This is a genomic window from Spirillospora sp. CA-128828, from assembly GCF_050945415.1.
In the GTDB taxonomy this organism is placed as follows: Bacteria; Actinomycetota; Actinomycetes; order Streptosporangiales; family Streptosporangiaceae; genus Spirillospora.
In genome coordinates, this window is sequence record NZ_CP191986.1 from 7,200,486 (window position 1) to 7,225,012 (window position 24,527).

The 24,527-nt window shown below is 68.8% G+C and carries 25 protein-coding genes; 9 read left to right on the plus strand and 16 right to left on the minus strand.

Translation table 11 applies throughout. The annotated features are described in order from the left end of the window. Positions 1–11: 11 nt before the first annotated feature. Together ligD and ACQPXG_RS34645 are read right to left on the minus strand one after the other, a co-directional pair. On the minus strand, positions 12–950 hold the full coding sequence (gene ligD, locus ACQPXG_RS34640) for a non-homologous end-joining DNA ligase (RefSeq protein WP_433463347.1): 939 nt from the start codon (positions 948–950) through the stop codon (positions 12–14). A 151-nt stretch (positions 951–1,101) separates the two neighbouring features. Next, positions 1,102–2,190: an integrase core domain-containing protein gene (locus ACQPXG_RS34645; RefSeq protein ID WP_433463348.1), complete on the minus strand. Its 1,089-nt coding sequence runs from the start codon at positions 2,188–2,190 to the stop codon at positions 1,102–1,104. Between the two features lie 182 nt (positions 2,191–2,372). Here ACQPXG_RS34645 and ACQPXG_RS34650 point away from each other — a divergent pair, with 182 nt between their 5' ends. Further along, positions 2,373–3,377, plus strand: a complete 1,005-nt coding sequence (locus ACQPXG_RS34650; RefSeq protein ID WP_433463349.1) for an EamA family transporter — start codon at positions 2,373–2,375, stop codon at positions 3,375–3,377. Positions 3,378–3,845: 468 nt separating this feature from the next. On the opposite strand, the gene ACQPXG_RS34655 is transcribed toward ACQPXG_RS34650, so the two are convergent. Beyond that, a complete protein-coding gene (locus ACQPXG_RS34655; protein WP_433463350.1) occupies positions 3,846–6,293 on the minus strand; it encodes a hypothetical protein in 2,448 nt (815 codons plus the stop codon). A gap of 1,193 nt (positions 6,294–7,486) precedes the next feature. On the opposite strand from ACQPXG_RS34655, the gene ACQPXG_RS34660 reads away from it, so the two are divergent. Both ACQPXG_RS34660 and ACQPXG_RS34665 read left to right on the plus strand, forming a co-directional pair. Then, positions 7,487–8,800 (plus strand): serine/threonine-protein kinase, encoded by a 1,314-nt coding sequence (locus ACQPXG_RS34660; protein ID WP_433463351.1) that lies wholly within the window; start codon positions 7,487–7,489, stop codon positions 8,798–8,800. A 482-nt stretch (positions 8,801–9,282) separates the two neighbouring features. Further along, complete coding sequence (locus tag ACQPXG_RS34665; protein ID WP_433463352.1) at positions 9,283–9,876, plus strand: hypothetical protein; 594 nt, start codon at positions 9,283–9,285, stop codon at positions 9,874–9,876. Between the two features lie 136 nt (positions 9,877–10,012). Here the strand turns inward: ACQPXG_RS34665 and ACQPXG_RS34670 are convergent, their stop codons facing one another. Continuing rightward, positions 10,013–10,927 (minus strand): NmrA family NAD(P)-binding protein, encoded by a 915-nt coding sequence (locus ACQPXG_RS34670; RefSeq protein WP_433463353.1) that lies wholly within the window; start codon positions 10,925–10,927, stop codon positions 10,013–10,015. A gap of 81 nt (positions 10,928–11,008) precedes the next feature. On the opposite strand from ACQPXG_RS34670, the gene ACQPXG_RS34675 reads away from it, so the two are divergent. After that, a complete protein-coding gene (locus ACQPXG_RS34675) occupies positions 11,009–11,758 on the plus strand; it encodes a TetR/AcrR family transcriptional regulator (RefSeq protein WP_433463354.1) in 750 nt (249 codons plus the stop codon). Positions 11,759–11,837: 79 nt separating this feature from the next. On the opposite strand, the gene ACQPXG_RS34680 is transcribed toward ACQPXG_RS34675, so the two are convergent. Continuing rightward, positions 11,838–12,500 (minus strand): DUF308 domain-containing protein, encoded by a 663-nt coding sequence (locus ACQPXG_RS34680; RefSeq protein ID WP_433463355.1) that lies wholly within the window; start codon positions 12,498–12,500, stop codon positions 11,838–11,840. 171 nt (positions 12,501–12,671) lie between these two features. Here ACQPXG_RS34680 and ACQPXG_RS34685 point away from each other — a divergent pair, with 171 nt between their 5' ends. Next, positions 12,672–13,301 carry a TetR/AcrR family transcriptional regulator gene (locus ACQPXG_RS34685; protein ID WP_433463356.1) on the plus strand — a complete coding sequence of 210 codons (630 nt, stop codon included), beginning with the start codon at positions 12,672–12,674 and terminating at the stop codon, positions 13,299–13,301. A 120-nt stretch (positions 13,302–13,421) separates the two neighbouring features. Here the strand turns inward: ACQPXG_RS34685 and ACQPXG_RS34690 are convergent, their stop codons facing one another. After that, positions 13,422–14,774 (minus strand): MFS transporter, encoded by a 1,353-nt coding sequence (locus tag ACQPXG_RS34690; protein ID WP_433463357.1) that lies wholly within the window; start codon positions 14,772–14,774, stop codon positions 13,422–13,424. 56 nt (positions 14,775–14,830) lie between these two features. Between ACQPXG_RS34690 and ACQPXG_RS34695 the strand changes: the two genes are divergently transcribed. Continuing rightward, on the plus strand, positions 14,831–15,835 hold the full coding sequence (locus tag ACQPXG_RS34695; protein ID WP_433463358.1) for a helix-turn-helix domain-containing protein: 1,005 nt from the start codon (positions 14,831–14,833) through the stop codon (positions 15,833–15,835). 150 nt (positions 15,836–15,985) lie between these two features. Here ACQPXG_RS34695 and ACQPXG_RS34700 read toward each other — a convergent pair whose 3' ends face one another. Together ACQPXG_RS34700 and ACQPXG_RS34705 are read right to left on the minus strand one after the other, a co-directional pair. Beyond that, a complete protein-coding gene (locus tag ACQPXG_RS34700; protein WP_433463359.1) occupies positions 15,986–16,486 on the minus strand; it encodes an alpha/beta fold hydrolase in 501 nt (166 codons plus the stop codon). A gap of 77 nt (positions 16,487–16,563) precedes the next feature. Continuing rightward, on the minus strand, positions 16,564–16,746 hold the full coding sequence (locus ACQPXG_RS34705; protein WP_433463360.1) for an alpha/beta fold hydrolase: 183 nt from the start codon (positions 16,744–16,746) through the stop codon (positions 16,564–16,566). Here ACQPXG_RS34705 and ACQPXG_RS34710 point away from each other — a divergent pair. Beyond that, the gene (locus tag ACQPXG_RS34710; protein ID WP_433463361.1) at positions 16,735–17,376 is read left to right on the plus strand and encodes a TetR/AcrR family transcriptional regulator; all 642 of its coding nucleotides are present in this window, start codon (positions 16,735–16,737) and stop codon (positions 17,374–17,376) included. The two genes, ACQPXG_RS34705 and ACQPXG_RS34710, sit on opposite strands and share 12 nt — an antisense overlap. Beyond that, on the plus strand, positions 17,369–17,548 hold the full coding sequence (locus ACQPXG_RS34715; protein WP_433463362.1) for a DUF1737 domain-containing protein: 180 nt from the start codon (positions 17,369–17,371) through the stop codon (positions 17,546–17,548). Before ACQPXG_RS34710 ends, ACQPXG_RS34715 begins: the two co-directional genes overlap by 8 nt. Before the next feature lie 129 nt (positions 17,549–17,677). On the opposite strand, the gene ACQPXG_RS34720 is transcribed toward ACQPXG_RS34715, so the two are convergent. Continuing rightward, a complete protein-coding gene (locus ACQPXG_RS34720; RefSeq protein WP_433463363.1) occupies positions 17,678–18,154 on the minus strand; it encodes a hypothetical protein in 477 nt (158 codons plus the stop codon). 236 nt (positions 18,155–18,390) lie between these two features. Beyond that, positions 18,391–18,723, minus strand: a complete 333-nt coding sequence (locus ACQPXG_RS34725; protein WP_433463364.1) for a hypothetical protein — start codon at positions 18,721–18,723, stop codon at positions 18,391–18,393. A gap of 617 nt (positions 18,724–19,340) precedes the next feature. On the opposite strand from ACQPXG_RS34725, the gene ACQPXG_RS34730 reads away from it, so the two are divergent. Then, positions 19,341–20,507: a glycosyltransferase family 4 protein gene (locus tag ACQPXG_RS34730; RefSeq protein WP_433463365.1), complete on the plus strand. Its 1,167-nt coding sequence runs from the start codon at positions 19,341–19,343 to the stop codon at positions 20,505–20,507. A gap of 4 nt (positions 20,508–20,511) precedes the next feature. On the opposite strand, the gene ACQPXG_RS34735 is transcribed toward ACQPXG_RS34730, so the two are convergent. The 6 genes from ACQPXG_RS34735 to ACQPXG_RS34760 form a co-directional block, all read right to left on the minus strand. Beyond that, on the minus strand, positions 20,512–20,778 hold the full coding sequence (locus ACQPXG_RS34735; protein ID WP_433463366.1) for a hypothetical protein: 267 nt from the start codon (positions 20,776–20,778) through the stop codon (positions 20,512–20,514). 108 nt (positions 20,779–20,886) lie between these two features. Further along, positions 20,887–21,600 carry a hypothetical protein gene (locus ACQPXG_RS34740; protein ID WP_433463367.1) on the minus strand — a complete coding sequence of 238 codons (714 nt, stop codon included), beginning with the start codon at positions 21,598–21,600 and terminating at the stop codon, positions 20,887–20,889. A gap of 53 nt (positions 21,601–21,653) precedes the next feature. Continuing rightward, complete coding sequence (locus ACQPXG_RS34745) at positions 21,654–22,334, minus strand: Crp/Fnr family transcriptional regulator (protein ID WP_433463368.1); 681 nt, start codon at positions 22,332–22,334, stop codon at positions 21,654–21,656. 237 nt (positions 22,335–22,571) lie between these two features. Then, on the minus strand, positions 22,572–22,919 hold the full coding sequence (locus ACQPXG_RS34750) for a hypothetical protein (protein WP_433463369.1): 348 nt from the start codon (positions 22,917–22,919) through the stop codon (positions 22,572–22,574). Positions 22,920–23,151: 232 nt separating this feature from the next. After that, the gene (locus ACQPXG_RS34755) at positions 23,152–23,598 is read right to left on the minus strand and encodes a hypothetical protein (RefSeq protein ID WP_433463370.1); all 447 of its coding nucleotides are present in this window, start codon (positions 23,596–23,598) and stop codon (positions 23,152–23,154) included. A gap of 15 nt (positions 23,599–23,613) precedes the next feature. Beyond that, positions 23,614–24,495, minus strand: a complete 882-nt coding sequence (locus tag ACQPXG_RS34760) for an NPCBM/NEW2 domain-containing protein (RefSeq protein ID WP_433463371.1) — start codon at positions 24,493–24,495, stop codon at positions 23,614–23,616. Positions 24,496–24,527 lie beyond the last annotated feature (32 nt).

Here is a 24,527-nt window from a genome sequence, read left to right on the forward strand (position 1 = left end):
GGCGCGCCGGCCTATTCGCAGTGGACTTCACCCGGTTCCTTGTCCGTGCGGACGCCACGCCAACTCGGGTGCCGCAGCCGGCCATCACCGGTCCACTCGGTGAAGGCGACCTCACCGACCAGCTCCGGTCGCACCCAGCGGGCGTCCCGCGCATGCTGAGGGGGCACGTCGGGAACCGGCGGGTCGTCCTGCCGCAACGGCGCGAGACGCTCGGCGAGATCGTCCAGGATCGCCTCGGTGAAGCCGGTACCGACATGACCGGCATATCTCAGCCGTCCCCGCTCGTCGTTGACGGCCAGCAGGAGCGCGCCGATCCGGTCGGCGCGGCGGCCCTCCCCCGGCTTCCAGCCGACGACGACCACTTCCTGGGTCCGGAGGTTCTTCGTCTTGGTCCAGTCCCGATGCCGTTTCCCCGGCCGGTAGGGGGAGTCGACGCGCTTGGAGACCACGCCCTCCATGCCGAGACGGGACGACTCGGCGAAGACGTCCGCGACGTCGTCATGGGAAGTGGTCGTCAACCAGCGCGGTCCCTGCAGTCCGAGTGCGTGAAGAACCCTGCGCCTCTCGGCGTAGGGCAGGGCGATCTGCGACTCGTCGCCGCGGTGCAGCACATCGAAGATCACATAGGAAACCGGGTCGGACTGGGCCAGGGCCTGGATGCGGTGTGGCCGACGCAGGTGCATACGTGGGCCGAGCGCCTTGAACGACGGCCTGCCGTCCGGTCCGAACGCCACGATCTCCCCGTCCAGCACCACCGGCACGTCGACAGCGGCAGCGAGCGGCGCGAGTTCGGGCCAGGCGACGGTGATGTCCTTGTCGTTGCGCGACATCAGCCGTAACCGTCCGTCGCGGATGTAGGCGACAGCGCGGACTCCGTCCCACTTCAGCTCGGCCACCCACCCTTCCATGGTCGGCAGTTCCCCCAACACGGCCAACATCGGCGGATACATCGGCAGGCTCCCCACGACTACGCCCTACCGCCCAGCGGGGGCAGGATGCCGGCCGACTGCAATAATCAGGAAAATTCCGCTTCCCCGGGCCAAAAACTCAGCCGCCGAGGGTGTGGCGCTCGATTATTGGGTCATGTGGTCTGACCTGCGGCTATGCGGCGTGGCGATACTCGCTGATCAAGCCCGTGACAACGCGTTTTCGACGGATGCGGCGTAGGTCGATGGGTTCGGGAGCATCCCGGATCGGTTGCGCTTCGATGTCGGGCGGGCGCTGCTGCCGGGACTGGTGCGGCCTGTGACGGTTGTAGTGGATCAGGTACTCACCGAGCACCAGAGCCAGGTGTCGTTCGCCGAGGATCAGGATCCGGTCCAAGAGCTCGCGGCGGAGCGTTCCGATGACGCGCTCGCAGATGGCGTTCATCCGCGGCGCCCGCGGCAGGGTCGTGATGATCTGCAATCCTTCAGCCTTGAAGGCCTCACCGAACGCGGTCGTGAAGAGCGGATCGCGGTCGTGAATCAGGAACCGCAGCGTGTCGATGCGGTCGCCCAGGTCCATGGCCAAGTTGCGGGCCTGCTGCACCGCCCACGCCCCGGTCGGGTGCGCCGTCACACCGCCCAGGTGGAGTCTGCGGGTTCCGTGCTCGATGAACACCAGCACGTACAACCGTTTGAGCAGAACCGTCTCCACCACCAGGAAGTCACAGGCGATGGTCGCGTGAGCCTGGGCGGTGAGGAACTGACGCCACGTTGGACCTGCTCTACGGGGTGCGGGATCGATGCCGGCGGCGTGCAGGATCTCCCAGACGGTGGACGCGGCGATCGTGTACCCAAGCCGGGCCAGTTCACCCTGGATTCGCCGGTGTCCCCAGGTCAGGTTCTCCCGCGCCATCCCAACAATCAGGGTCCTGATCGAAACGCCGGTAGGCGGCCGTCCCGGCCGGCGACGATCGGTGTACGCCCACTTCCGGGCGACCAGCCGGCGGTGCCAGCGCAGGATCGTGGCCGGGGTGACCGGGAAGACCTCCGCCCACCGGCGGCGGTGCACCAACCGGGACAACGCCGCCAACCAGAGCCGGTCGAGGTGATCCCGTTGCGGCCGGCCGCGAACCTGCCGGCGCAGCACCTGGTTCTCGTGCCGCAGCGCCAGCAGTTCGGCCTCCTTGGACAAGTCCGACCGAAGCAGCATCACCAGCAAGCCGAACAGGCATCTGAGCAAACGGTAGACCAGCGAAAACAGCACCCCGAGATGGTCCCAGCCACGCCACCGATTTCGCAGCGAAACCCCAGGTCACGGCACGAAACCGAGTTTTCGAGCGGGACAGGGTCGACAGATCGCTTCAGTGCCGGACCGTGGCGCTGCGCCGATGCTCTGTTGCGGCAAGCGCGCGATCACGGACGGTCATTGCTGCCCGAAGTCGGGCTTTGAACAAAGAAGAGAAGGTGATTCACAAAGTGCTGCTCAAACGCGATTCAGGTCGCTCGCTGCAGCCGAATCCGCCGATCGCCGCGCTGTCGATGGTCGGTGCCCTGGGGGTGGCCCAGGGAGGATATGTCCTCGCGAAGTCTCTCTTCGAGAGGGTCGCCCCCCTCACGGTCTCGTGCCTGCAGACAACCTCGGCCGCGGTGCTGATGTGGCTGACCATCAGGCCGAGCCTGTGGGCGCCGTTAACGTGGCTGCCGAGCAGGTTGCCGGGAGCATGGGGAGCCCGGCTGCTGACGACCAGGCCGACACTTTGGGCGACCTGGGCGGTGTGGCGGCCGGCGCTGCTGTTGGGCGTCGGCAATGCGGCGCAAGCGGTCGCGGGGTTGTACGCCGTGCAGCGGCTACCGCTGGGAACGGCCATGTCCCTGTGGTATGTCAGTGGGCCCATGGTCCTGGCGACCTTCGTCATCATCGCGGGTCGCCGGTGGAGTTATCTGGTCTGGCCAGGGCTCGCTCTGGCCGGTGCCGTGACGCTGGCCCCTCCGTGGGGAGAGGGGCTTCTGGACCTTGTCGGCCTGATCGCCATCGGTGTGAACGCATGCGGCTACGCCGCTTACACCCTCATCACGGCGGACATGGCCGACGACGAGCGCAACCCGTGCACCGCACGGGCAATGCTGCCCACCCTGGTCATCATGTACGCCGCGCAGGCCCTCATCGGGGGTGGCGCCGGGATCGACGGGCGGGTGCTCATCATCGCCGCGATGAGCGGAGTACTCACCGCCTACGTGTTGCCACTCCTGATGAACCTGGCGTGGGAACTTCGCGTGGGAAAGGCCCGCAGCGCCGTGCTGCTGGCCACCGAGCCCGTCATCGGGGCCCTGCTGGGGCTGGCGTTCCTGAGTGAGGTGCCGGCCACCTCCGGGTGGATCGGCATGGGCCTCATCTGCGTCGCCGGCGCTGGCGCCACCTTGACCAAGGAAGACGGTCTGATCGACAACTGAGACGGTGTTGAAAGGCGCCGTCAATGGTGGCGGGGAGGAACCACTCCCCGCCTCCTTTTTTGTGATCCGGTTGCCCCTCACCTACTGGCCCGAGAGGAGAAGTGAGCGGGACCGGCCACTCGGGGCACCGGGTTGCGTCGGCCGATTCCTCACTTCCGTGGCTCCAACCGAGGCCCCTATCCCGGAGCTTGAGGTGCCCCAGCGACAGGGGCGAACGTGACGGGCAGCCATGTTCACTCGTTGTTTGCTCGCATGTGCGGAACGTGTTAGTAGGCGAAATAAAGCGGCCTCACAGACCGCTGGTATTTGCGGATAATCGCAAGGACGCGATCGGCATGGCGGTCCTCGCCCTGATCGTCTGGGCCGTGTTCATCGTTGTGTGGTGCGAGGCCGCCTGGTCGGCCGCGCATCACCTCAGCACTCCTGCCAGCATCAAGCGCGGTCGTACAACGTTCTTTGGGCGAGGAGCTAGATCCGCCCGTCGCCCTGCGGGGCTATGACGAGGGTGACGCCTGCGGCGCCCGCGCCTTCGGCGTACTCGCCGACGGCGAGTCGCATCAGACCGTTGTGGTTGCCGTATTCTTCGCTGCCGACCAGCACCGACGTGGCGCCGGGCATGTCGTAGGTGAGCTTGGAGGTGCCGTGCTCGCCCTGCTGCCAGACACGCACCTCGTCCCCTAGGACTTGGATCGTGCCGGGAGTGCGTCCGTCGTGGGAGAGCACTGGGACCACGCGCCGCACCGGACCGTCGTAGCCGCGGAGGATCGTGGTGACCCGGGTTTCCCGCGGCATGACGGCGAAGCGCTCCTCGACCGTGGTGACGCCACCACCGAAGTCGCCGTTGTAGCGGACCGTGAACCTGACGTCGTCGCCGCGCAGCCGTGTCGGAAGTACGACGACGTCCTGGGTCAGGCTCGGTTCGAGCTCGCCGAAGTGGCGCCACTGGCCGGGTCCGACCTCCCACGCCACACCCATCCCGGTCGTCGGCGGTTTGGGGCCGTCCGGCACCCGATAACTCGGCGAGGCCAGCAACGAGTCGCTCGATCCGAGCTGCGGTGAGTGACCTGAGAAGTGCGCCCGGATGAACCCGGTCGCGTCGTAGTGGTGGTCGCCGGCGGTGTCGATCTCCACATAGCCGCCACCGGCGTTCGCGAAGACCTTGTGCAGCGGCTCGATGTGCAGCACGTAGCCACCGGTGTCCGCGGGGGCGGGCCGCTCCCTGACGTCCTCGGTCGTGGCGGCGTGTTCGTAGGCGATGGCGAGCATCGACATCGGCAGCAGGTTGTACTGGGAGTGGCTGGAGTAGGACTCGTATCCGAAACTCTGCGCCGGATCCATCCAGTTCTTGACGACCTGCATCTCCCCGCTCGGACGCACCCAGCGGAACATGGAACGCAACGCGAGGTGCGCACCCCGCTTGAAGTACGCCGCGAGCTCTCTGTCGCCGGCGGCCAGCGCGCGTGCCGCGAAGACCTCGTAGGTCACGCACTGCTCCGCCTCGTTCCACTGGTGGTGTGCCGACCGGCCACCGGCGGGCAGTTCGCCGGTCGGCGACTGCATGAACAGGCTGCTGATGGCCGCACGACGCAGGGCCTCGGTCAGCTCGGCCCGGTACGGCCCGGTGTAGCCCCGCCCGATGAGGTCTCCGAGCCAGAGGCGGGGGAAGTGGTCGTAGGGCATCGGGCCTTCCAGATAGAGCCCGTAGGAGGTGTCGAAGTGCACGCCCTGCGCGGCGAAACTCGCCTCGGTGTAGCGATCGGACGCCACCCGCAAACCCATTTTCTGGAACAGCGCCTCGCCACTCGCGGCGACGATGTTCCAGTTATTGCTCCCGACGGCCGAACGGTAGGTGAGGAACGGCCCGAACCGGCCGATGTCGTATTTCCAGGCCGCCGAGCGCCCCGCGGGTACATGCGGCTCGAGCAGCCGGATCGCATGGGCGAGCATCGGCGCGTAGAAGTCCTCGTGGGAATCCGCGGCAGTGCGCTCGGCGAGTTCCCAGGCCGACCAGTCCAATGCAAGCGCAGCTGCTTTCAGGAGGTCCTTTCGTCCGGCGTACGCGACCAGGGTCGCGGCGGCGTGGGCGAAGGCGGGCGTGCTGTACTGGAACTCACGATTCCGGTAGGGATCGATGATCGCGCCGTCGGCGTCCTGCTTGTTCTTCCAGAAATCCACCTCGCTCGCGATCAGCCGCAGGTAGTCGCCCCGTCGGAGACCGGTGGGCCGGATCCGATCGCCTGCGGACCGCGACCGGTGGCCGTCGAGCAGCGGGGCCGTCGGGTCCGGCGAGACCAGGATCGGCCCCCAGGTGCTCGAGATCGGGGCATCGGTGAAGGTGACCCGGACCGGCTCCGGATCCGCCGCCGGCTCGAGGACCAGCGCATTGACGACCCAGTTGTTCGCAGGCGAGTCCATGGTGACGTCGATCCTCGTGGCGCCCTCCGGTACGACGAGCGTCGCGGTGAGCTCGGCGAACTGCGCGTAGCTCGGATGCAACACCGGAAGCGGCTCGCCGCCGTCTACCCCTGGCACCTGCAGCCGGGTGAAATGGTCGGCGAACGTCAGGTCGCCGGACAGGACGCGCAGGCGGTAGCGGCCCGGCGCCAGGCTTCCGATCCGGAACACGCGTGCAGCGGCGCCGAACACGAAGTCGCGCTGCGGAGCATCACCGCCCCGGTCACGGATGCTGAGTCCGGCCGTCGAGACCCAGCCGTATCCCCGCGCCTCGGTGTAGGCCTCAGTTCCCATCCGCGCGTAACCCGGCGCCGGTACTGGCGTCGCGCCGCCGAAGTCCAGACGGAGCGTCCCGGCCGTCGGTCCTTGCGCCGCCCATCCCGGCGCCGCCCAGCCCGGCACCGAGCCTGCCAGTGCCGCGCCCAGCGTCCCCGCGAGAAACGCGCGCCGTCCTGTCTCCATCTCCTCGCTCCTTTGCTGCCCGATCACCGGTCTGTGTGCAGGTCATTTGGTCCGGATCCTCATCCGGGGTGCCGAGCCGGTCCGGCATCGAGCCGACCGCCTCGATCGCCGCCGAGCGGCAGGGCCATCGGCCTGTCGGACAGAGGCGTTGGGACCTCGTCGTCGGCAAGGTTGTCCGAGGTGTTCAGGCGCCAGGGCGCTGGGTCCGAAGAACCGGCGTCGACGTAGTGGTCTATGACCACCCGCGGCCGGGCGTCGGCGGAGGACGCCGACAGGCCGGCCACGGTGGCCGGGAGTGCGAGAGCGGTGGTGGCCGTGGTGAGGCCGCGGAACCTGGCACGGGAGTGGCATCGAACGGGTCCTTCATCGGCGACGAACTCGGCGACGATCGAATCGATGGACTGGCCGAGACCATACGGACACCTCCGAAACGCGTCGCCACGATGGCGGCCTTCGATGGCTTCCTCTAAAGCCGCAGGTGAGCAAGCGCCGACGACTGCCGGAGCCCTTCATCACCCTTTAGAAAGCGCTTCCAGAGAGCGCTTTCTGGAGCGTAGGTTGACCCATCGGCACCGTCAACCCCGTGTCGGCGCTGCTCGAACCCCTTCGACGCGCGTTGAGCCGGCATCGCGGGCGCGGAGCCGGAACCAGAACCGATCAGCCCGCTCTCCAAAGTCCATGAGCAGGCTGCGGGCCTGCTCGGGCAGTCCAGGCACCGGTCGGATCGGCGGTAACGCCCACGATGTGCACCCGGCGGGGTCCCGATCTCCATCACGACCCGCACGTGCAAGGGTTCGGCACCTGGAATGACAAGGGGACAGCGCTTACGTCGGCCTGCCGCCGCTACCCCCGCGAATCGCTGCGCTCGCCCACCCAGCGGTCGCTCTGGCCGCGGCCACCAGGCGGTCCCTGACACGCCGCCGTGCAGGCGGTTGTCGGCCTTCCGCCTTCCGGCCAGGGGGTTCGGTTTCTCGACCAGCCGGAGTTCGTCGCGGTCGACGAGGTAGTCGGCCCCCGCGTCCCGAGGTCACATCGCCCCGCCGACGGCGTCGATGTCGCCAAGGCGAACGCGTTGCCGGCCGATGAGGCATGGGTGGTCGGCTTTTGAGATGATCTCAAATGTCGATCAGACATGAATGTCTGTGTGAGGGGTGTCGCCTTTGGAGCCGCTGCGGCAGGACGGTCCGCGCCAGGTGACGGACGCGGACGGGCAGGTGCTTGCGGGCCGGTACCGGTTGACGGAGCTGTTGGGGCGGGGCGGCATGGGCATGGTCTGGCGGGCCCACGACGAGCAGCTCGGCCGTGATGTGGCGGTCAAGGAACTGCGCCTGCCCGAGCAGCTGGACGATGCCGGCCGGCAGACCTGGATGGCCCGGCTGGACCGGGAGGCGCGCGCGGCCGCTCGGCTCAGGCATCCGGGGATCGTGACCGTGCACGACCGCGTCATCGGTGAGGACGGGCGCCCCTGGATCGTCATGGAACTGGTGCGCGGGCGTTCGTTGGGCGACCTGTTGGCGGCCGAGGGGCCGCTACCACCCGGCCGGGTCGCGCAGATCGGGCTGCAGATGCTGGAGGCCCTCAACGCGGCACATCGGGCCGGCATCACCCACCGCGATATCAAGCCCGCGAATGTCCTGCTGGAGGAAGACCGCGTTGTGCTGACCGACTTCGGCATCGCGGCCGTCGAGGGTGACGCGACCCTGACCGCAACGGGCGCGGTCCTGGGCACCCCCGCGTTCACGCTCTACACCGCGGTGGAGGGGCGCCCCCCGTTCGAGGGCGCCGGCGCCGGCGCAGTTTTCATAGCCATCGCCACCCAGGATCCCGCTCCGCCTGTGCACGCCGGTTTCCTCGAACCGGTACTGCGGACGCTGATGCTCCGTGATCCGGCGCAACGCCCGACCGCCGATCACCTGCACGCCCAGCTCACCTCGCTCGCCCAGAGTCGGCCACCCGCGCCATCAACCGCCGTCCAACGGCCCGTGCCGCTCCCGCGCCCGGCCCGCTCACGTAAGAGGAAAGTCGTCGGCCTCATCCTGGCCTCGGCGGCCACCGTCTTGGCACTCATCCTCGTGGCGGCCGGGGCGGCGTTCGTTGATGACAGGCAGCAGAAGGCCCGGGAAAAGCAGGAGGACGCGCGCTACGAGGCGAACAGGGAAACGGTTGAAAGAATGACGTCAATCCCGGGCAAACTAGTGACTCTCCGAAGATCCAGCGATGAGGGCGGCAAAGCTTACGCGGAGTCAGAACTGTGCGATGACGCCACCTTCTCCAACAACGGATGCGACGTGGACAGCATGGTCACCGCCGTCATCAACTGGCTACGGGCACAGCCCAGCGTACGGTCGGCGACCCTTAACGATCCCAGGAGCGAATGCGACGAGAACCCCGGCTGTAGTTTCACAGTCCTGACAAAGGGTGCGCCGAAGATCAGCAAAGTCAGCATCTACACCCAATACTTGTCGGAGCCCACTTCATCGATCGTGCTCGGCTTCAAGGTCGGCTGACGCTGAAGGACCCTGCGGCCGCGGTCGAACCCCGATCGTCGAAGGTCTCCCCCGAGTCTGTGCATCGCTTGTTGATCTGAGGACGGGTCTTCTTGAGCGTGATCAGGCCCAGCCAGTTGCCGGAAGTTCGCAGTCCTTCGGCGGACGTCACTTCACACGATCCAGGGGATTCGCCACCAGGTCACCCAGTTCGACCGGATAGCCGAGCGCGTGCTTGAACACCGCCCGCTTGCGCCGGAAGGTCGAGGAGGCCGTTGGCTGTCCATCGAGTTGGAGTGCACAGCCCCTTGTCCAAGGCGACGCAGCGGTGCCCGCTCCCCGACATCCAAACCGGATCAAATCCTCCGGGACGCCTCCCACCGGCTCCTGCTCGATGACCAACTCGGGCATGAGGGCGACGGCCATTGGGGTGCCGATCCGCTCCAGACGCCGCTGATCGAAGAAGATTGCAGAAAGAGAGGCGTATCACCCGGGAGGGAACGATGCTGTTCAGGCGGGAGGTCCTTGAGGGGATCGCAGACGGACGGATCGACCGGGTGTTCCGGGTGTGGGCCGAGCCCCGGGTCCGCGCGGGGAGCACCCAGCGCACCTGGGCGGGGATCATCGTCATCGATTCGGTCACGGCCGTCACCCCCGAGGAGATCACCGAGGAGGACGCCCTGCGTTCGGGCTTCAAAGGCCGCGCGGCGCTGCTCACCGCCCTGTCCAAGAGCACCAAGGAGGGCGGATACCACCGCGTCATGCTCCATCTGGGCGGCCCCGACCCCCGATCGGAGCTGGCCGGGAACGCCGACATGACCGATCAGGAACTGGCCGACCTCAAAGCCGCCCTGGACACCATCGACACCCGCAGCCGCCGCGCACCCTGGACCCGCGAGGTACTCCGCCTCATCGAGGAACACCCCGGCCTGCGTGCCCTGGACCTGGCCGAACACCTGGACCGCGACAAACTCCCTTTCAAGGCCGACGTCCGCCGCCTCAAAGCCCTCGGGCTCACCGAAAGCCTGGAGACCGGTTACCGGCTCTCCCCGCGCGGCAAGGCCCTCATGACCTACCTACGGTCCTTGGCCGAATGATCTATCCCGGGTGCTGCTTCAGCACGGTGGGTGAAGGGATGTCCGCAGATCAGCGCGATGAATCCCTCCGTGGTCGGGAGGACCTCACTGCGGACCAGGCCCAACGGCTTTGATGCCGCAAAGGCCCGTGTGCGGGTCAGGAGTCGGTGAGGTGGGCGCGGAGGGCGGCGGCGCCGGATTCGGTGAGCCAGTCCGTGAGGGTGCGCAGTCCAGGGTGGATGACGCGCAGTGCCTCGATGTCGGCGTGCCAGCGGTGACCGGCCTGCCAGCGCTTTCTGGTCTCGGCGATCTCCGGGCTGAGTGCGGCGGCCTCGTCGTCGGTGAGCTGCCGGTACCTGATCGTGATGCCGGTGGCCTCGGTGATCGCGGCGGCGGCCTCGACCGGGGTCGGTTCGTCGCCGGCCAGCTCCAGGGTTCGTCCGGCGAACCGGGCCGGGTCGGCGAACGCCAGCGCGGCGAACTCGGCGACGTCTTCCAGCGCGATGATCTGCATGGGCTCATGCGGCGGGAACAGGTGCCGGTGCACGCCGTGCGAGATGCCGTCGATGCCGGTCACGCCGGCGCCGAGATAGTTGGTCGTGAACCGGACCGGGCGCAAGATGGTGGGAAGCGCGATGTGGTCGCGCAGATATTCCTCGATCAGCGCTTTCCCCCGCGAACCCCGTGACGCGGTCGATGCCGAAGCGACGGTGCTGAACACGAGCTGCTCGACCCCGGCTTTGGCCGCGGCGTCGATCAGCACCCGGCCGCGGGCCACTTCGAGATCTGTTTCGGGTCCGGCCGGTCCGAAGGCGACGGGCGGTATGCCGAACACGGCTGCGGCTCCGTCGAGCGCGGGCGGCAGACTCGCCGGATCGTCGAAGTCGCCGCGCACGAGCTGGGCGCCTGCGGCTGCCAGCTCTACCGCGGCGGGTGCCTTCAGGTCGCGCACCAGAGCTCGGACCGGCCACCCTCCGGCAAGGAGCCGCCGGGCGGTGGCGCCGCCCTGTTTGCCGGTGGCGCCGGTGACGAGGATCGGGGACTCGGGGTCGGCCGGTTTCGCGGTGGTCATGGTGCCCTTTCCGGAGATCATGGATACTGACGTGATCCGGAATGTTCCACCCGTTTCAACATAGGACAAGGATTTCGTGACATGACGGCAACACCGGATGTGGCGCCTGCCGGGCGCGCCGATGCCCGCCGTAACCGAGAGATCGTGCTCCGCACGGCGATGCGCGTCTTCGCCGAAGAGGGGCTGGAGGTGTCACTTGGCCGGATCGCGCAACGCGCCGGGGTCGGCGCGGGGACCGTCTACCGGCACTTCCCGAGCAAAGAGATCCTGGTCGAGGCGGTTCTCGCCCGACACGTCGAGGGGCTGGTGGCCGCCGCCGACCGTTGGGCCGCCCGCGCCGCACCCGGTGAGGCCTTGTTCGGATTCCTGCTCGAAGTGATCGAGAAGTCGGCAGGCCGCCAGCACGTCTGCGATGCGCTCACCGCCGACCAAAGCTGGCCGCGCGCCGTGCTGGCCGCCGCGGCGCAGCGGTTCCGCGAGGCTCTGGAGCGCTTGCTCTACGAAGCGAAGCAGGCTGGCGCGATACGCGCCGACGTACGGGCCGACGATCTGTCCGCGCTGGTCGCCGGTGGTGCTGCACTGCGTTCGGCACACCGGGACCGGGCACGCGGTACAGGTCTGGTGCGGCTTCTGCTGGACGGATTGCGACCCCAGACTGTCACGGAAGACCACATATTCCGTGACTCTGCTTCTCCACGTCACGAAACCACCATCCTGAGGTACTGCGCGGAATGCGGCGCACGGCTGCGTGACCGTGCCACTGGGCGTCCGGCCCGCTACTGCGGTCCCACCTGCCGCCAGCGCGCCCACAGGCGCCGTCCCGTCGCCTAGCCGGTCCCGTTCTGTCGTACAACGTGTGCACAGGGAGCGCGACGGCGGCCAGGCCACATGCTGAGCCGTCCGGGCGGGATCAGCTAGGTGTGGACGGCGCCCGGCCCAGCGGTTGGGGGCCGGCTGCGCACTCCGTGGTGTGGTCGGTCATGTGAGTTCCCCTACTGGTGCTCTGGCTGACGGTCCGTCCGAGGCGCAGCGCGGAGACGAGGAAGAAGACGCCGCCTAGCAGGGCGTAGCCGGCCACATTGGCCAGAGAAGCTCCTGCGCTCGACGCCATGAGGAAGAACGACACACCGGCCAGCACGGAGATCGCCCCGCTGGCGATCATCGCCCACTGGCCCCCCAATCGGCGCCGCCGGATGGCCACGACGAGCTGCACGATGCCGGCCACGACGGCCCATGCCCCCCAGACTCGCAGGACGGCTGGGATTCCGGAGGTGAGGGCGACGCCGAGCCCGACGGCGGTGAGGGTGCTGATCGCGATGTTGACGTAGAGGCCTGGGGCGGACGCTTTCGCGGATCCGCCGGCCACGTCGACCCGCGCGGAGCGGGCATCGACGACGGCGGCGGCCACGTCGAACGCCGGGTACAGCACGATCAGCACCGCGGTCGGCAGGTTGATGCTCGACGCGGTCGGGAACAGCAGGGCCGCCCAGACGAGGGCGAACCAGAAACGCACGAAGTAGAGCCGCCGAAGTGTCGCTGCGACACCGATCGCAGCCGGGGCGGTGGTGGTCATGACAGATTCCCTTCATTTGCCGCGCAGCAGGTCGCGCTGCCACCGGCTGGGTGGCGTCTCGGCTCGGCATGGCATCTTCAGGCAGAAAGACTGTTCTCTCTTGCAGAGCCGAGCTTGGCAGACGTCGTCGGTGATTGCGAGACCGATCGTTCTTTCTGCTACGGTCGACTCATGGCGACACCGATCCGGCCCGCGCACGACGGCCAGAACAGCGGCTCGGGGAGGCAGGGGCGGTCCGAGGCCCGAGAACGACTGTTGTCCACGGCCAGCGCCCTGTTCTACCGCGAGGGGATCCGCGCGGTCGGGGTCGAGCGGATCCTCGCCGAGGCCCCGGCCACGCGAGCGACGTTCTACCGGCACTTCCCCTCGAAGGAAGACCTCGTACTCGCCTACCTGCGCGGTGTTGACGTCCATATCCGCTCCGACACGCAGGCCGCCGTCGAAGCCGCGCCGTCGCCGGCCGACGCGCTGCGCACGATCGGCACCGCCGTCGCCGACGACCTGGCCAGACCAGAGTTCCGCGGATGTGCCTTCCTCAATGCCGCAAACGAGTACCCCGACCCCAACGACCCGGTGCGGCAGGTGGTCCTCGATCACCGAGCCTGGTACATGACCACACTCACGGAGCTGTTCGCGCAGGTCTTCGGGGACTCACCGCGGCGCGGCCGACCAGAGCACGCCGCAAGGCACTTCGTCATGATGCGCGACGGCGCCATGACCGGCGCCCACCTCGACGGCGTCGAGAGTGTCGGCGCCGCGTTCCAACGCGGCGTGGAGGGCCTGCTCACCGTCCTGCACTGAGCACTCGCACCCCTGCCTCAGCCGACGTCTGCCCGGCCACTGGACCGGCGACAGAGCCCGGCACGAGCGCCCCCGCACCGACGATCTGCCCACGTCCGGACGCCCTCCATGGATCGATTCTCAACACCGGCTCATGACCGGGTCCTCGCCCAGCCGGGCCCTCCGGCCGTGCAGCGCCATCAGGTGGCGGGCCAGGGCGAGTGCGCCGAGCAACGCCACGAGAGCGCACACGCCCCACCATCCGACCCGTCCGTAGGCACATGCCCCGAGCCAGGAGCCGGCGCTGCCGCCGAGGTAGGCGCAGGTCATGTAGGCGGTGTTGACCCTGCTCCGGGCCTCCGGACGCAGGGCGTAGTTTCGCACCTGGTTGGCGACCATCCCGGACTGCATGGCGACGTCGAGCAGCAGCGAACCCAGCACCAGTGCCGCCATGCCCAACGCCCCGCCCAGACCGCCGGCCGCGAGAATGACCGCGGAGGCGATGACGCCGAGCATGCAGACGAGGCTGACCGCGTCGGGCCCCCGCCGGTCCGCCTGGCGTCCCGCTACTGGCGTGCAGAGCATGGTCCCGGCGTTGACCAGGGCGAGCGCCCCGACCGCTCTCGTGCTCAGGCCGTACTCGGGGCCGGTCAGCAGGAGCGCGATGCCCGTCCAGACCGCCGAGAACCCGGCGAAGATCGTGCCCTGGTAGAAGCACGAGCGCCGGAGCTCCGGCTCGGAGCGCAGCAGGCTCAGCGGCTGGGCCAGCAGCGCGGGATACCGCTGCCGCGACGAGGGGGACGTCGCCGGCAACGCGCGGGCCAAGAACACGGCGAGGATCAGGGCGAGTGCCGCGGCCGTCAGATACGGGGCCCTCCATCCCAGCTGCTCACCGAGGGTCCCGCCCAGGGTGCGCGAGAGCAGCATGCCGCCGATCGAACCGCTCAGCAGGGTTCCGCTGACCACGCCGCGACGGTTTTCGGCCACCAGACCGGCCGCCATCGGACCGATGATCGGGGCGACCACGGTCGTGCCACCGACGAGGGCATTTGCGCCGACCAGCGGCATGAGCCCGGGCACGGCGCTCGCGGTGAGCAGCCCGAGCCCGGTGAGGCCGAGCAGGGCGACGATCAAGCGGCGGTGCGGAAGCCGGTCGCCGAGCGGCACGAGCAGGAAGATCCCGGCCGCGTAGCCGAACTGTGTCGCGGTCACCACCAGAGCCGCCGAGTCGGGGGTGACCTGCAGGCCGGAGGCGACCGAGGGGGTGATGGCCTGCGGAAAGTAGACGTTGCCCACGGCTACCCCGCACGTGAGGGCCAGGAGCAGGATCACCCCGCGGCCCACCTGGGGCTTGGGTGTATCCAGGTCACCGGGCGTGTTCGGTCCACCGGCGACGTGGACGGCCTGGCCGGAGACGAACCCCGCCGCGGCGCCGGTTCTGCACGCCGCGCCCGTGGCGGCCGCCGTACGTTGCCCATGGACAGTGTGCGTCATGTGGTGAAGTCCACGGCACCGGCGCCGCCCTGCCAATCGATGTAGCATATGGCTTAATGATCAGCTTTGTCCTGGGCGTCGAGGACCTCGCCGACACCCGGTTCGCCGTCTCACCCCTGCACGAGACCGTGCTCAGCTTGCGGGTGCTGCGCGATCCTGGCCTGTCCGCGTTGCACCTGCCATGGCGCAGGTCCGTTCTCCCCCGGCTCGGCGCGCTCGACACCGGCCTGCTGATGTCCCTGGTCGGACGGCGTCACACCCTTCCCGACTTCCTGACCCCGCGGCCGATGGACTTCGCCCCGGCCTTCGACGATGAACTGGCCGCCGCCCGCCGTGCATCGCCCGGCCTGGTTCGCCGCGACCTGCTGGCCGCACACGCACCGGACCCGCTTCCCGAAGCTCTGCAAGACGCCATCGATCCCGATGACGAGCCCGTCGTCAGGCTCCGCGATACAGTCTGCGAGCTCTTGCGCCGGTACTGGGAACTCGCCATCGAGCCGGCCTGGCCGCAGATGCGACTCGTGCTGGAAGCCGACATGACCTACCGTGCGCGGCAACTGGCCGTCGGCGGCGCCCGCCTGCTCTTCGCCGACATGCACCCGAACCTGCGATGGCACGACGGAGTGCTGCACATCGACAAGATGATCGGCAGGCACCGCGTCGCGGCGGCTGGTCGCGGGCTGCTGCTGGTGCCGTCGGTGTTCGCGCACAAGCCCGCGCCTCCGGTCAGCCCGGACGAACCACCGATGCTCGCCTACCCCAGCCGTGCGGTCGCGACGCTCTGGGCGCCGAATCCGGCCGCTGACGCGACCGCTCTCGCCTCACTCATCGGCGCACCCAGAGCCGGGCTGCTCCATCTCCTCGCCGAACCGCTCCCGACGGTGGAGATCGCCCGCCGTCTCCGGGTGACCCCGAGTGCCGTGTCTCAGCACCTGCGGGTGCTGTACGCCACGGGCCTGGTCACTCGGGCTCGCGACGGACGGCACGTCCTGTACCGCCGCAGCTCTCTGGGCGACCAGCTGACCGACCGGCGTCGGCCCGCCCAGATCACGATCTCGTGACACGCGAGGCCGGCACCGACCCCGCAGTGCGCAGCCGTGCCGTCGCCGATCGTCTCCAGCCGGATGGCCGGAGCGTGGACCGTCATCGGCCAATCGATGTCGCAGGTGTTGGTCGCCTGCACCGCCCGGGCGCCGAACGCGGCGGGATCTTCAGGGATCAGTCCGAGCACCTCCGGCCTCGGCGCCGCCGGTTCCTGAGGACGTCGGGTCTCGCTCATGCGTGCTATCGCTTTTCGTTCGCGAAGGCGGGGATGTCTTGCGGACGAAGTCATCGACAAGTTCAGCCAGGTGCAAGGGCTGGTCTTCGGGGACGAAGCCGTAGCTGTCGTCGATCGGGGCGACCGTGGCATGCGGCAGGATCACGGCCAGCCGCCGGGCGTGCTCGAAGGGGAACACGCGGTCCTCCGTGGCCCAGGCGAGGAGCACAGGCCGATCGAAGGAGCGCAGGCGCGCGGCCGCGCGCAGCGTGTCGACCGCGTCGACCGCGCGCAGGAAGCGCGCCGTATCGCGCCGGATCGCGCGGCTGTGCTGCGCGGGCCGCAACCAGCCGTCGACGATGTGATCCGGGATCGGCCGCTTGGCCAGCAGTCCCAAAGCCACCGGCAGGCGCCGCGCCGACCGTAGCCGGAGCGCCTGGACGGCGAGGTACACGGTGCCTGGCATCCACGCGGCGTACTGCAACGAGCGGAACCACGGCGGCAGGAAGTTCTCGAACGCGTCACACGGCGTCAGGACGAGCCGCCCGAGCCGATCCGTGCCACGCCCCGGGGGCTGAGATCGACGTTCGCGCCGACCGGGGCGGTATGCCCGCCGAGCGGCCAGTCCGGGACGAGGCAGCGGTACGAGCCATGAAGCCCGTCCGCGACATTGCGCCACAGTGTCCCGTTGGTCAGCAGACCGTGGATGAACACGACGGGCCGGCCCTGCCCCAGTACCCGGTAGCCGATGGTGGCGTCAAGGAGCTCTTCGCCGCCGAGGGGTTCGAAGCCACCTCGGTGGACGACATCGCGCGGCTGTCCGAGACCAGCAAGGGCGCGGTCTACCACCACTTCAGCGACAAGCGCGAGATCTTCGCCGAGGTCTTCAGGACCACTCAGACGGCGGTCATACGGGCTGCGATCGGATCGGTCGCGGACTCCGACAGCCCGTGGGACCAGGTGCAGGAGGCGACCTGCGCGTTCCTGCGCGGCTATGCCGTCGACCGTCAGGCTCGTGCCCTGCTCCGCCAGGCCGTCGAAGTCCTGGGCTGGAACCGCGTTCGCGCCATCGACGAGGAGACCTCACTGCCGCTCCTGCGCACGGCGCTTGAAGACCTCATGCGGACCGGCGCGGTCCCTGAGCTTTCGCTCGATGCCGCTGCGGAGATCCTTTTCTCCCTGTACTGCAATGCCGTCCTGTTGATCGCGGCGGATGATTCCGCCGCCGCGGCCACTTCGCACGAGGTCGAGACGGTGATCTTCGCTCTGCTCCGCGGGCTGAGGACCCCCGCATCCAACGCCGGGCCCCAGCTCGGCTCCAACATAGAATCGCCGCATGGCTGAGGATCAACGACTCCCCCGATACCGCGTTCTCACCGGCCCCGACGACGATACTTTCTGCTGGCGGGTCAGCGAAGCACTCGATCTCGGGTACGCGTTGCACGGTGCCCCATCCCTCACATTCAACGGCGACCGGGTCATCGTCGCCCAAGCCCTTATCCGTAACGAGGGCTGACACGCCCCTGCCCTAACGGATGGCTGCGCTTCGCTTGAAGCCGCGGGAAGCCGCGGCCCACCGCCCGGGCGGTCCGCGGATCCTCACAGCCGCACCGCCGCTGAGCGCCGGCGACGGTAGGCCGTGCGGTCAGTCGAGGCCCGCGTAGATCCACTGCAAGGTGGAGCGACAGGCCAAGGAGTCGGTGCGCTGCGCGGTGAGCTGGATGAACCGGGCCTCATGCGGCGGAGTGCCGGTGACTTCTTGGTCTTTACTCCCCGCTGTGATCGTGCCGTGCGCGATGGGCTTGTCGTCGGCCAGCAGCGACCAGTCCACTGCGGTTGAGCAATCCCGAACCTCTTCCTGGATGAACTCCGCCGCCTCCAGGCGGAACCAGCCTCGAAACTCTGTGCGGTCGTCGATGTCTTCCCGTTCGAACCGCGTCTGGATGACGCCTGACGCGGGGATGCTCCATTTGAAGCCGGTCGGCGGACAGGGACCGGAGTCACTGAAGCAGATTGACTGCCTCATTTCTTCGGGTGCATCGCCGGACGCGTAGTCCAGTCCCTCAGTCGGGTCGGAACTGACGGTGAAGTAGGCGAGCACACCGCTTATCACCAGGACCAAGAGCACACATCCTGTACCGGACGAGCCCTCGGGCGCGACACCGCAGCGGTATGGATCGCTTCGCCCGGCCACGCGCCCTCCCGAGGTCCTGCCACCCTTTCATTCTGACTAACACAGCCGGTGGCGACAGAGCCAGCGTTTCAAGTGTGCTGATGCCCCAGGTGGCTTGAGCTTCTCACCCGGACCGCAGTGTCGACCCGGCGTTCGGCGGGACCCGCCTGACCGTCCCTTCGCGCTCAGGATTCGCGGCACTCCGCGCTGATCGGAGCCATGGTCATCTCGACCTCAAGCATGTTGAACTCGTCCGACTCGCCCATCTTCTTCAGGCGCGGCCCCGCTGATTTCACCGAGTCGTCACCGGTATAGCGGGAAGCGACGTCGCCCAGATCCTTCAGCGAATCGAACATGCCCTTGTTCGAGAACGGATGCGGCCGCGTGTACTCCGACCGGAAGTGCTTGTAGGCCGAGCACAGGTCGTCCAGGTCGGTCGGTCCCGTGTCGGCGCACCCCGCCACCAGCGCAGTCGGCAGGAGAACTGCGGCCGCCGTGATCACGCGCACGCTCTTCACCGGTCGTCCCTCCCCGCGATCCGCCCTGCGATGTTGACGTCGGACAGGTCCATGTCCTGTCCCGACTCGATATGCGGCGACATGTGCGGCGGGACGTGCCGCGAGTTGTCGTCCATGTGTGCCCCCAATTCCCCGTCGGAGAAGCACGACTTTGGACAACGCGGACGGAAGCCGCAACGGCCCGTCCGGCCCCCCGACCCGCCTCTTCCGGACCTTCGCAGGTCGCAGGCGGGACCAGGGTGCATCGGTCGAACGGAATCAAACCGACTTGTGGCTCACCTGAGCCACAGTCGGCACCTGAGCAGGAATCGCGCGGGCATGGTCGAGGCCGACAACCCGCAGGTCCGCAGCCGGGCTCCTGCTCGGACACGGTGTGCGCGCTCCTCGCCTGGGTGGGAACGCGGGTGCCGCCCGGTGATGATGGCTCGCACACGCGAACAGAAACGGGGGAGTGAATGAAGGACGCGAACACCGGACGGATCGAGGATGGCTGGAAGAACCTCGTATACGACGACTCCCCGGCGCCTGATTCCCAGGTATCTGGTTCTACGGCGCCCACTTCACCGCAGCCGGCCCTCCCGAAGCCTGTTCGGACGCCGGGCCGCCGTATCCGTACCGTGCTGGTCGTCGCCGACGAATGGTTCCCGGCACGCGGTGGCCTCAGTGCCCTGAACCGCTACCTGTGCCGGGCCCTGGCCAATGCGGGTGTCGACGTGTTCTGCCTGGTCCCTGCTCTGACCGACGACGAACGCCGCGATATGGAGGACGCCGGGGTGCGTCCGATCATCGCGCTGCGGGCGCCTGGCATGACCGAGCGCGAGGCGCTGGTCCGCAGGCCGGTGCTGCCGGACGGCGTCGAGCCCGACTTGGTCGTGGGCCACGGCAGGGTGACCGGGCCCGTCGCGAAGGCGCTCGCCGAGGACCTCTTCGGAGGCGCCCCGCGCATCCATCTCGTCCATATGTCTCCTGAGGAGATCGAGTGGCACAAGCTCGACGGCGACAGCGAGGCGGGCACCAGGGCCGCGGAGCGGACGGCCGTTGAACTCGGACTCGCCGCCGGCGCGGCCGCGGCGGTTCCGGTCGGACCGCGCCTGTACGAGTGGATCGTGCGCGACCTGGACGACGGCGGAACCCCGGTCGTCCCGCTCGACCCCGGCTTCGACCAGGTCGGCCCGGACGAACGTGCGGTGCCGAAGGGCGAACGGCGACCGCTGATCATGATCATGGGGCGGATGGGCGACGTCCGTCTCAAGGGCGTCGAGCTCGCCGCCAGGGCGGTCGGGCACGCCCGCAGATACGCTCCGGACGCCGGCGACTGGGAGCTTCTCGTGCGCGGCACCCCCGCCGAGACCGAGGCCGAGACGCGCAAGAAGGTCGTCGGCTGGATCGGCCACCGTACGGCGCGCGTGATGGTCCAGGCGTTCGATCCAGGCATCGACGCGGTCCGGCGGGACCTGCGCCGGGCGAGCCTGCTGCTCATGCCGTCGCTCGTCGAAGGGTACGGGCTGGTCGGTCACGAGGCGATCACCATGGGGACCCCTGCCCTTGTCAGCGAGCACAGCGGCCTGGGCATGCTTCTGACCGAGCTCGCACCCCGCGAGAGCAGGAGCATCGTGGTGCCGGTCCGCGACACGCCCAAGGACGCCGCCGTGTGGGGTCATCGCATCGCCGCGGAGCTGCGCGACCGTCCGGCGTCGTTCGCGAGGGCCGCCGCCCTCCGGCGGCACCTCGCCGCCCGCTGGACCTGGGCGGACGCCGTCGAGCGGATCCTCTCGGCGCTGTGACCGGTCAGCGGCGCTCCTCCCGCGTCTCCTTCGTCCACCACTCGTACGCCTTGACGCCCGCGTAGCCGAGCCCGATGAACGGGATGACGAAGATCATCCACGGGAACTCCCAGGTGCCGCTCGTCTGGGCGGCGACGAAGAAGCCGTAACCGGCGAACAGCACGCCGCCGGCACCCATCCGCATGCGGTCCTTCACGGACATCCCCGGCATGAACGCGGCGCCGATCAGGACGAATCCGGAGAGGATCGAGAAGATCTCGTACTTGGTCATAGGAGCCCCTGCCTTTCTTCGGTGGATGCGGCGGGGGGCGTGCGTGCGTCACATGGGAGCCGTCGACACAGAGGTATCGACACAGGAGGCGCTCCCCGGGAAAGGCGGTCAGGTCCCCCCGAGCCCCGGGAAAAGGTGATCGAACGGACCGTTGCCGTGCGCGGCGTCCACGATGGACAGGTAGAGGCCGCCCGCCCAAAGAAGGACCGTGTACTCGCCGGGGTTCAGTTGCCACCGGTTCCGCGACCACTCCAGGTGCGCGGTGCCCTGCTGTTCGCCCCGGAAGCGCATCATCGCGGTGGCGGTGCCGTCGCTGACCGAGACGCTGCCGGCGTCCACCTTGTCGATCTCCTTGCGATACGACTCCGGGGCCCGCTCGAACGCCGCAGAGATCTTCTGCGCGCAGTTCTCCTGGCCTGGCTGAGCCAGTTCGCACCAGGCCTGCGCGTTTCCGGACCTTTCGGCCTTCTTCAACGACTCAAGGGTCTTGCGCGCGCCCGACGCGCCCTCGGTGAACACCACGCGCGTGTCGATCCCTGAACCGGCGGCGATGGTGCCGTACAGGCCGAAGCCGAGAACGAGCAGGAGCACGACCCCGACGCCCCCGACGGCGAGCATCGGCAAGGCGAACGAACGCGATCCGTTGCAGATGACGAGCGAACTGTTGATCAGGCTCGTCCCGTTGATGCCGACGCTGTTCCCCGCCACCGAGAACAGGTCGCGGCCCGCGATACGGCCGTTCTTCACGCGAGCGTTCCCGCCCACGTTGAGCGATACTCCGGGGCGGGACTCCTCGAAGTCCGGTGGTCTGGTGTGCTCCATGACGATTCCCCCTTGAACGGACGGCCCAACCCTGGGGAGCGCGGCGGGACTGGTCAACGCGACTTACGCGCGGTCGTGGGGCGAGTGGCACTGCGTTCGCTCCTCGCCAGCAGCAGGCCCAGCGCGGCCGGATCGAGGACGGTGATGCGGCCCCGGCCCGTCGTGACGATCCCGTCCCGGCGCAGCGAGTGCAGCGCGCGTACCAGCGAGGCGCGCGACATTCCGAGAAGGTCGGCGATCTCGCGCTGGAGGCGCGGCAGGGAGGGTTCGGCCGTGTCGCTCCGCCGGTCCTGGTCGAGCAGCCGGGCGAGCCGCGTGAGCGGCGCCTCCTCACCGATGCCGCGCTGCAGGTCGGCGTCCCGGAGTCGTTGGACGGCCACGCGCAGCAGCACCCGGCCCAGCCCGTCGTACCGCCGCACGACCCGGTCGAATGCCTCGTGCGAGAGTGCCAGGACGTTGCCCGCGTCCACGGTGACGACCGTCGCCGAGTGGGGCCCGCCGTCCACCAGTGACATCTCGCCGACGATGTCGCCGGGCCCGCGATGCGCGAGCCAGACCTCGCCCTGTCCGGTCCGGCGCACGACACGCGCGTGCACCGACCGGAGGATGAGGACGGCATCGCTGCGGCGATCCTGGACGCACAGTTCGGTGCCCGCCCGGCAGGCCCGGAGCCGTCCCGTCTCAGAAAGGGCGTTGCGCCACTCGGCGCGCAGCTGGCTCCAGAAGTCGTCCACCGGCCCCCTGCCCGGCCGGGGCGCGCGCCGCATCGGACCGCGGGGAGCAGGCCTCGTAGGCCGCCGCGCAGGGAGGACGTGCGGCGATTCGCCATGGTGTGCTTTCAAGCTCTCTTCGATACGCACTTTGTGTTCCGTCCATCAGCGAAATCCCGCCCATATCCGGCACCGGACCGGCCGTGCGTGTGAGGCATCGGCCGGCCCGGGCGTGCCTTCGGCCGGTGGGCGGCCCCGCGGTCAGAAGATGATGAAGATCATCCGGAAACGGCCGCCCCGGAAGAGGTAGCGGACGTACAGGGCGGAGAGCGCCGTGAGGAGGAGTCCGATGAACCCTGCTCCGACGGCTCCGCCGGCGAAGACGCCGACGCTCCCCAGCAGGAAGAGCACGGTGACGCCCAGCCACCACCAGAAGTAGAAACCGATGTAGGTCGTCTTCGGGTGAGCCATCGGCACGGGCTGCCGGTAAGCGCCCGGCTGCGGGCGAGGAGGACTCGGCTGCGGGGGAGCTTCCGAGGTCGGCCTTCTGTCGGAGGTGTCGTCCGGCCGGCCGTCGGCGCGCTGGTACGGGGCATTCTGCTCGGTCATGGTCGGCTCCCTGTCTGGGGTGGTGCGGGGAAGCCACACCAGGGTCACCGAAGGTTCCTCCGAGCACGTACAAAGCTGGACAACTCTGGAATGCGCTAAAACTGCCCGCCGTCGCCCCTTAGGAACTCGGCCAGTTTGTCTGATTTGCGACACGAGTTTCGACGGGGAGGGAGTGGCTGGCAATTGTGCAAATTAGGATGGAAGGCCGGTTTCGTGTTCCGTTGAACCGACGTCAGTGCTGTAGCGCGAGCACGGCCAAGACGATCCCGATGACAAGGATCACCGTGAGGAGGGCGAGACCACTGCCGCCGATGTCGATGGCGACCTTGCGATGGGAGTCGCGTCCGGATACCTGGAACGTCCCGCCGCGTGCCCCGTCGGCGTACAGGTGCGCGCTGTTGTTCTGAGAAGGCGCGGCGGCGCGGGCCTGGTCGACCGCGGCGGACAGGGAGCGCGCGAAGGCCGCATCGCGTTCGACGGCCTGCCGAAGCAGGTCGCGAATCCACGCGTCGTCCCTCGGATTCGCGGCGAACGCCTCGAACGCCGGGAGCCGGCCGTTCAGCCGGAACCACCGCCGCACCAGGTCGTGGAGCTCGGTGGGGCGCGCCACGGCCGCCGGGTCCAGGATGGCCGTGGCGAGGACCTCGACCGCGTCGGACGCAAGTTTCTCCGCCGGCATGCTCATCTCCTCCGCCTAGTTCCCGGCGGCGGTCGGACAGAGGCTGGGCTGCCCGTTCGCGGGAAGGAGCTGCGCGTCCCCCCAGACCGCCCGGTAGTCGCCGCCGTACTCGGTGCCGTTCTTCGATGTGATCAGGGTGACCCGGAGGTAGAGGGTCGCGTAGGCCGAGATGTCCTGGTCGAACTCGGCCGGCTTGCCGGGGCTCACGGTCTTGCGGCCGATCATCCGCTGCCCGTCCCCGAGCAGTTCGAACTCGACGCTTGCCTTCAGGTCCTCGTCGTCAGGCATCCCGGCCAGCGCCATGAACCGCCGGTACCTCGTGGTGGGGGTGAGGGTGATGACGTGGGCCAAGCCGATCGTGGACACCGGCTGATAGATGCTGCGGGAGCACTGCCTCCCAGTGATGCGGGCGCCGGCGACGGACACCCCCGTCGCGGGGCTGATCTGCTCCGCGGGCAGGTCGCGCAGAAAGACCGGTGTGACAGCGGTGGCGGGCGGGCTCTTCCGATCGGCTCCGGGTTCCGGGCTCGTCGGCCGGTAGTACCGCCCGCCGGGCACATCCGTCGACACGTGCGCGACCAGCAGGCCGTTGACCGCCATGATGAGCGCCGCGCCCACGACGGCGCTCAACCCGCCCGCGTTCAGGGTGAAGCTGCGGTTGTGAGTCATGTACGCGTCCCGCGTGGCCGCCTGCGCGTTGATGGTCCCGCGGCCGGCCGGTTGCCATGCGCCGCGCAGGACGATCACCGTGGTCAGCGTCAGGGCGGCGGCGAACCCGCCCCAGACCCAGTCGCCGCCGAAGATCCGCCCTGCCGCACCGGCGGCCGCGCAGGCCAGCAGGATCACCAGCATCCTCAGCAGCGCCCGCCGCGCCCGGCCGCCTCCGGGCTCGCCCATGGACGCCTCCACTTCCGCGCCCTTGCCTGCTC

Excerpts from the sequence above, each read along its gene's own strand:
- ACQPXG_RS34760 (WP_433463371.1), bottom strand. The coding sequence starts at position 24,495 with ATGGGCGAGCCCGGAGGCGGCCGGGCGCGGCGGGCGCTGCTGAGGATG.
- ACQPXG_RS34740 (WP_433463367.1), bottom strand. The coding sequence starts at position 21,600 with ATGGAGCACACCAGACCACCGGACTTCGAGGAGTCCCGCCCCGGAGTA.
- ACQPXG_RS34715 (WP_433463362.1), top strand. The coding sequence starts at position 17,369 with ATGGCTGAGGATCAACGACTCCCCCGATACCGCGTTCTCACCGGCCCC.
- ACQPXG_RS34680 (WP_433463355.1), bottom strand. The coding sequence starts at position 12,500 with ATGACCACCACCGCCCCGGCTGCGATCGGTGTCGCAGCGACACTTCGG.
- ACQPXG_RS34695 (WP_433463358.1), top strand. The coding sequence starts at position 14,831 with ATGATCAGCTTTGTCCTGGGCGTCGAGGACCTCGCCGACACCCGGTTC.
- ACQPXG_RS34665 (WP_433463352.1), top strand. The coding sequence starts at position 9,283 with ATGCTGTTCAGGCGGGAGGTCCTTGAGGGGATCGCAGACGGACGGATC.
- ACQPXG_RS34675 (WP_433463354.1), top strand. The coding sequence starts at position 11,009 with ATGACGGCAACACCGGATGTGGCGCCTGCCGGGCGCGCCGATGCCCGC.
- ACQPXG_RS34750 (WP_433463369.1), bottom strand. The coding sequence starts at position 22,919 with ATGACCGAGCAGAATGCCCCGTACCAGCGCGCCGACGGCCGGCCGGAC.
- ACQPXG_RS34690 (WP_433463357.1), bottom strand. The coding sequence starts at position 14,774 with ATGACGCACACTGTCCATGGGCAACGTACGGCGGCCGCCACGGGCGCG.
- ACQPXG_RS34655 (WP_433463350.1), bottom strand. The coding sequence starts at position 6,293 with ATGGAGACAGGACGGCGCGCGTTTCTCGCGGGGACGCTGGGCGCGGCA.
- ACQPXG_RS34755 (WP_433463370.1), bottom strand. The coding sequence starts at position 23,598 with ATGCCGGCGGAGAAACTTGCGTCCGACGCGGTCGAGGTCCTCGCCACG.
- ACQPXG_RS34685 (WP_433463356.1), top strand. The coding sequence starts at position 12,672 with ATGGCGACACCGATCCGGCCCGCGCACGACGGCCAGAACAGCGGCTCG.
- ligD (WP_433463347.1), bottom strand. The coding sequence starts at position 950 with ATGTATCCGCCGATGTTGGCCGTGTTGGGGGAACTGCCGACCATGGAA.
- ACQPXG_RS34670 (WP_433463353.1), bottom strand. The coding sequence starts at position 10,927 with ATGACCACCGCGAAACCGGCCGACCCCGAGTCCCCGATCCTCGTCACC.
- ACQPXG_RS34735 (WP_433463366.1), bottom strand. The coding sequence starts at position 20,778 with ATGACCAAGTACGAGATCTTCTCGATCCTCTCCGGATTCGTCCTGATC.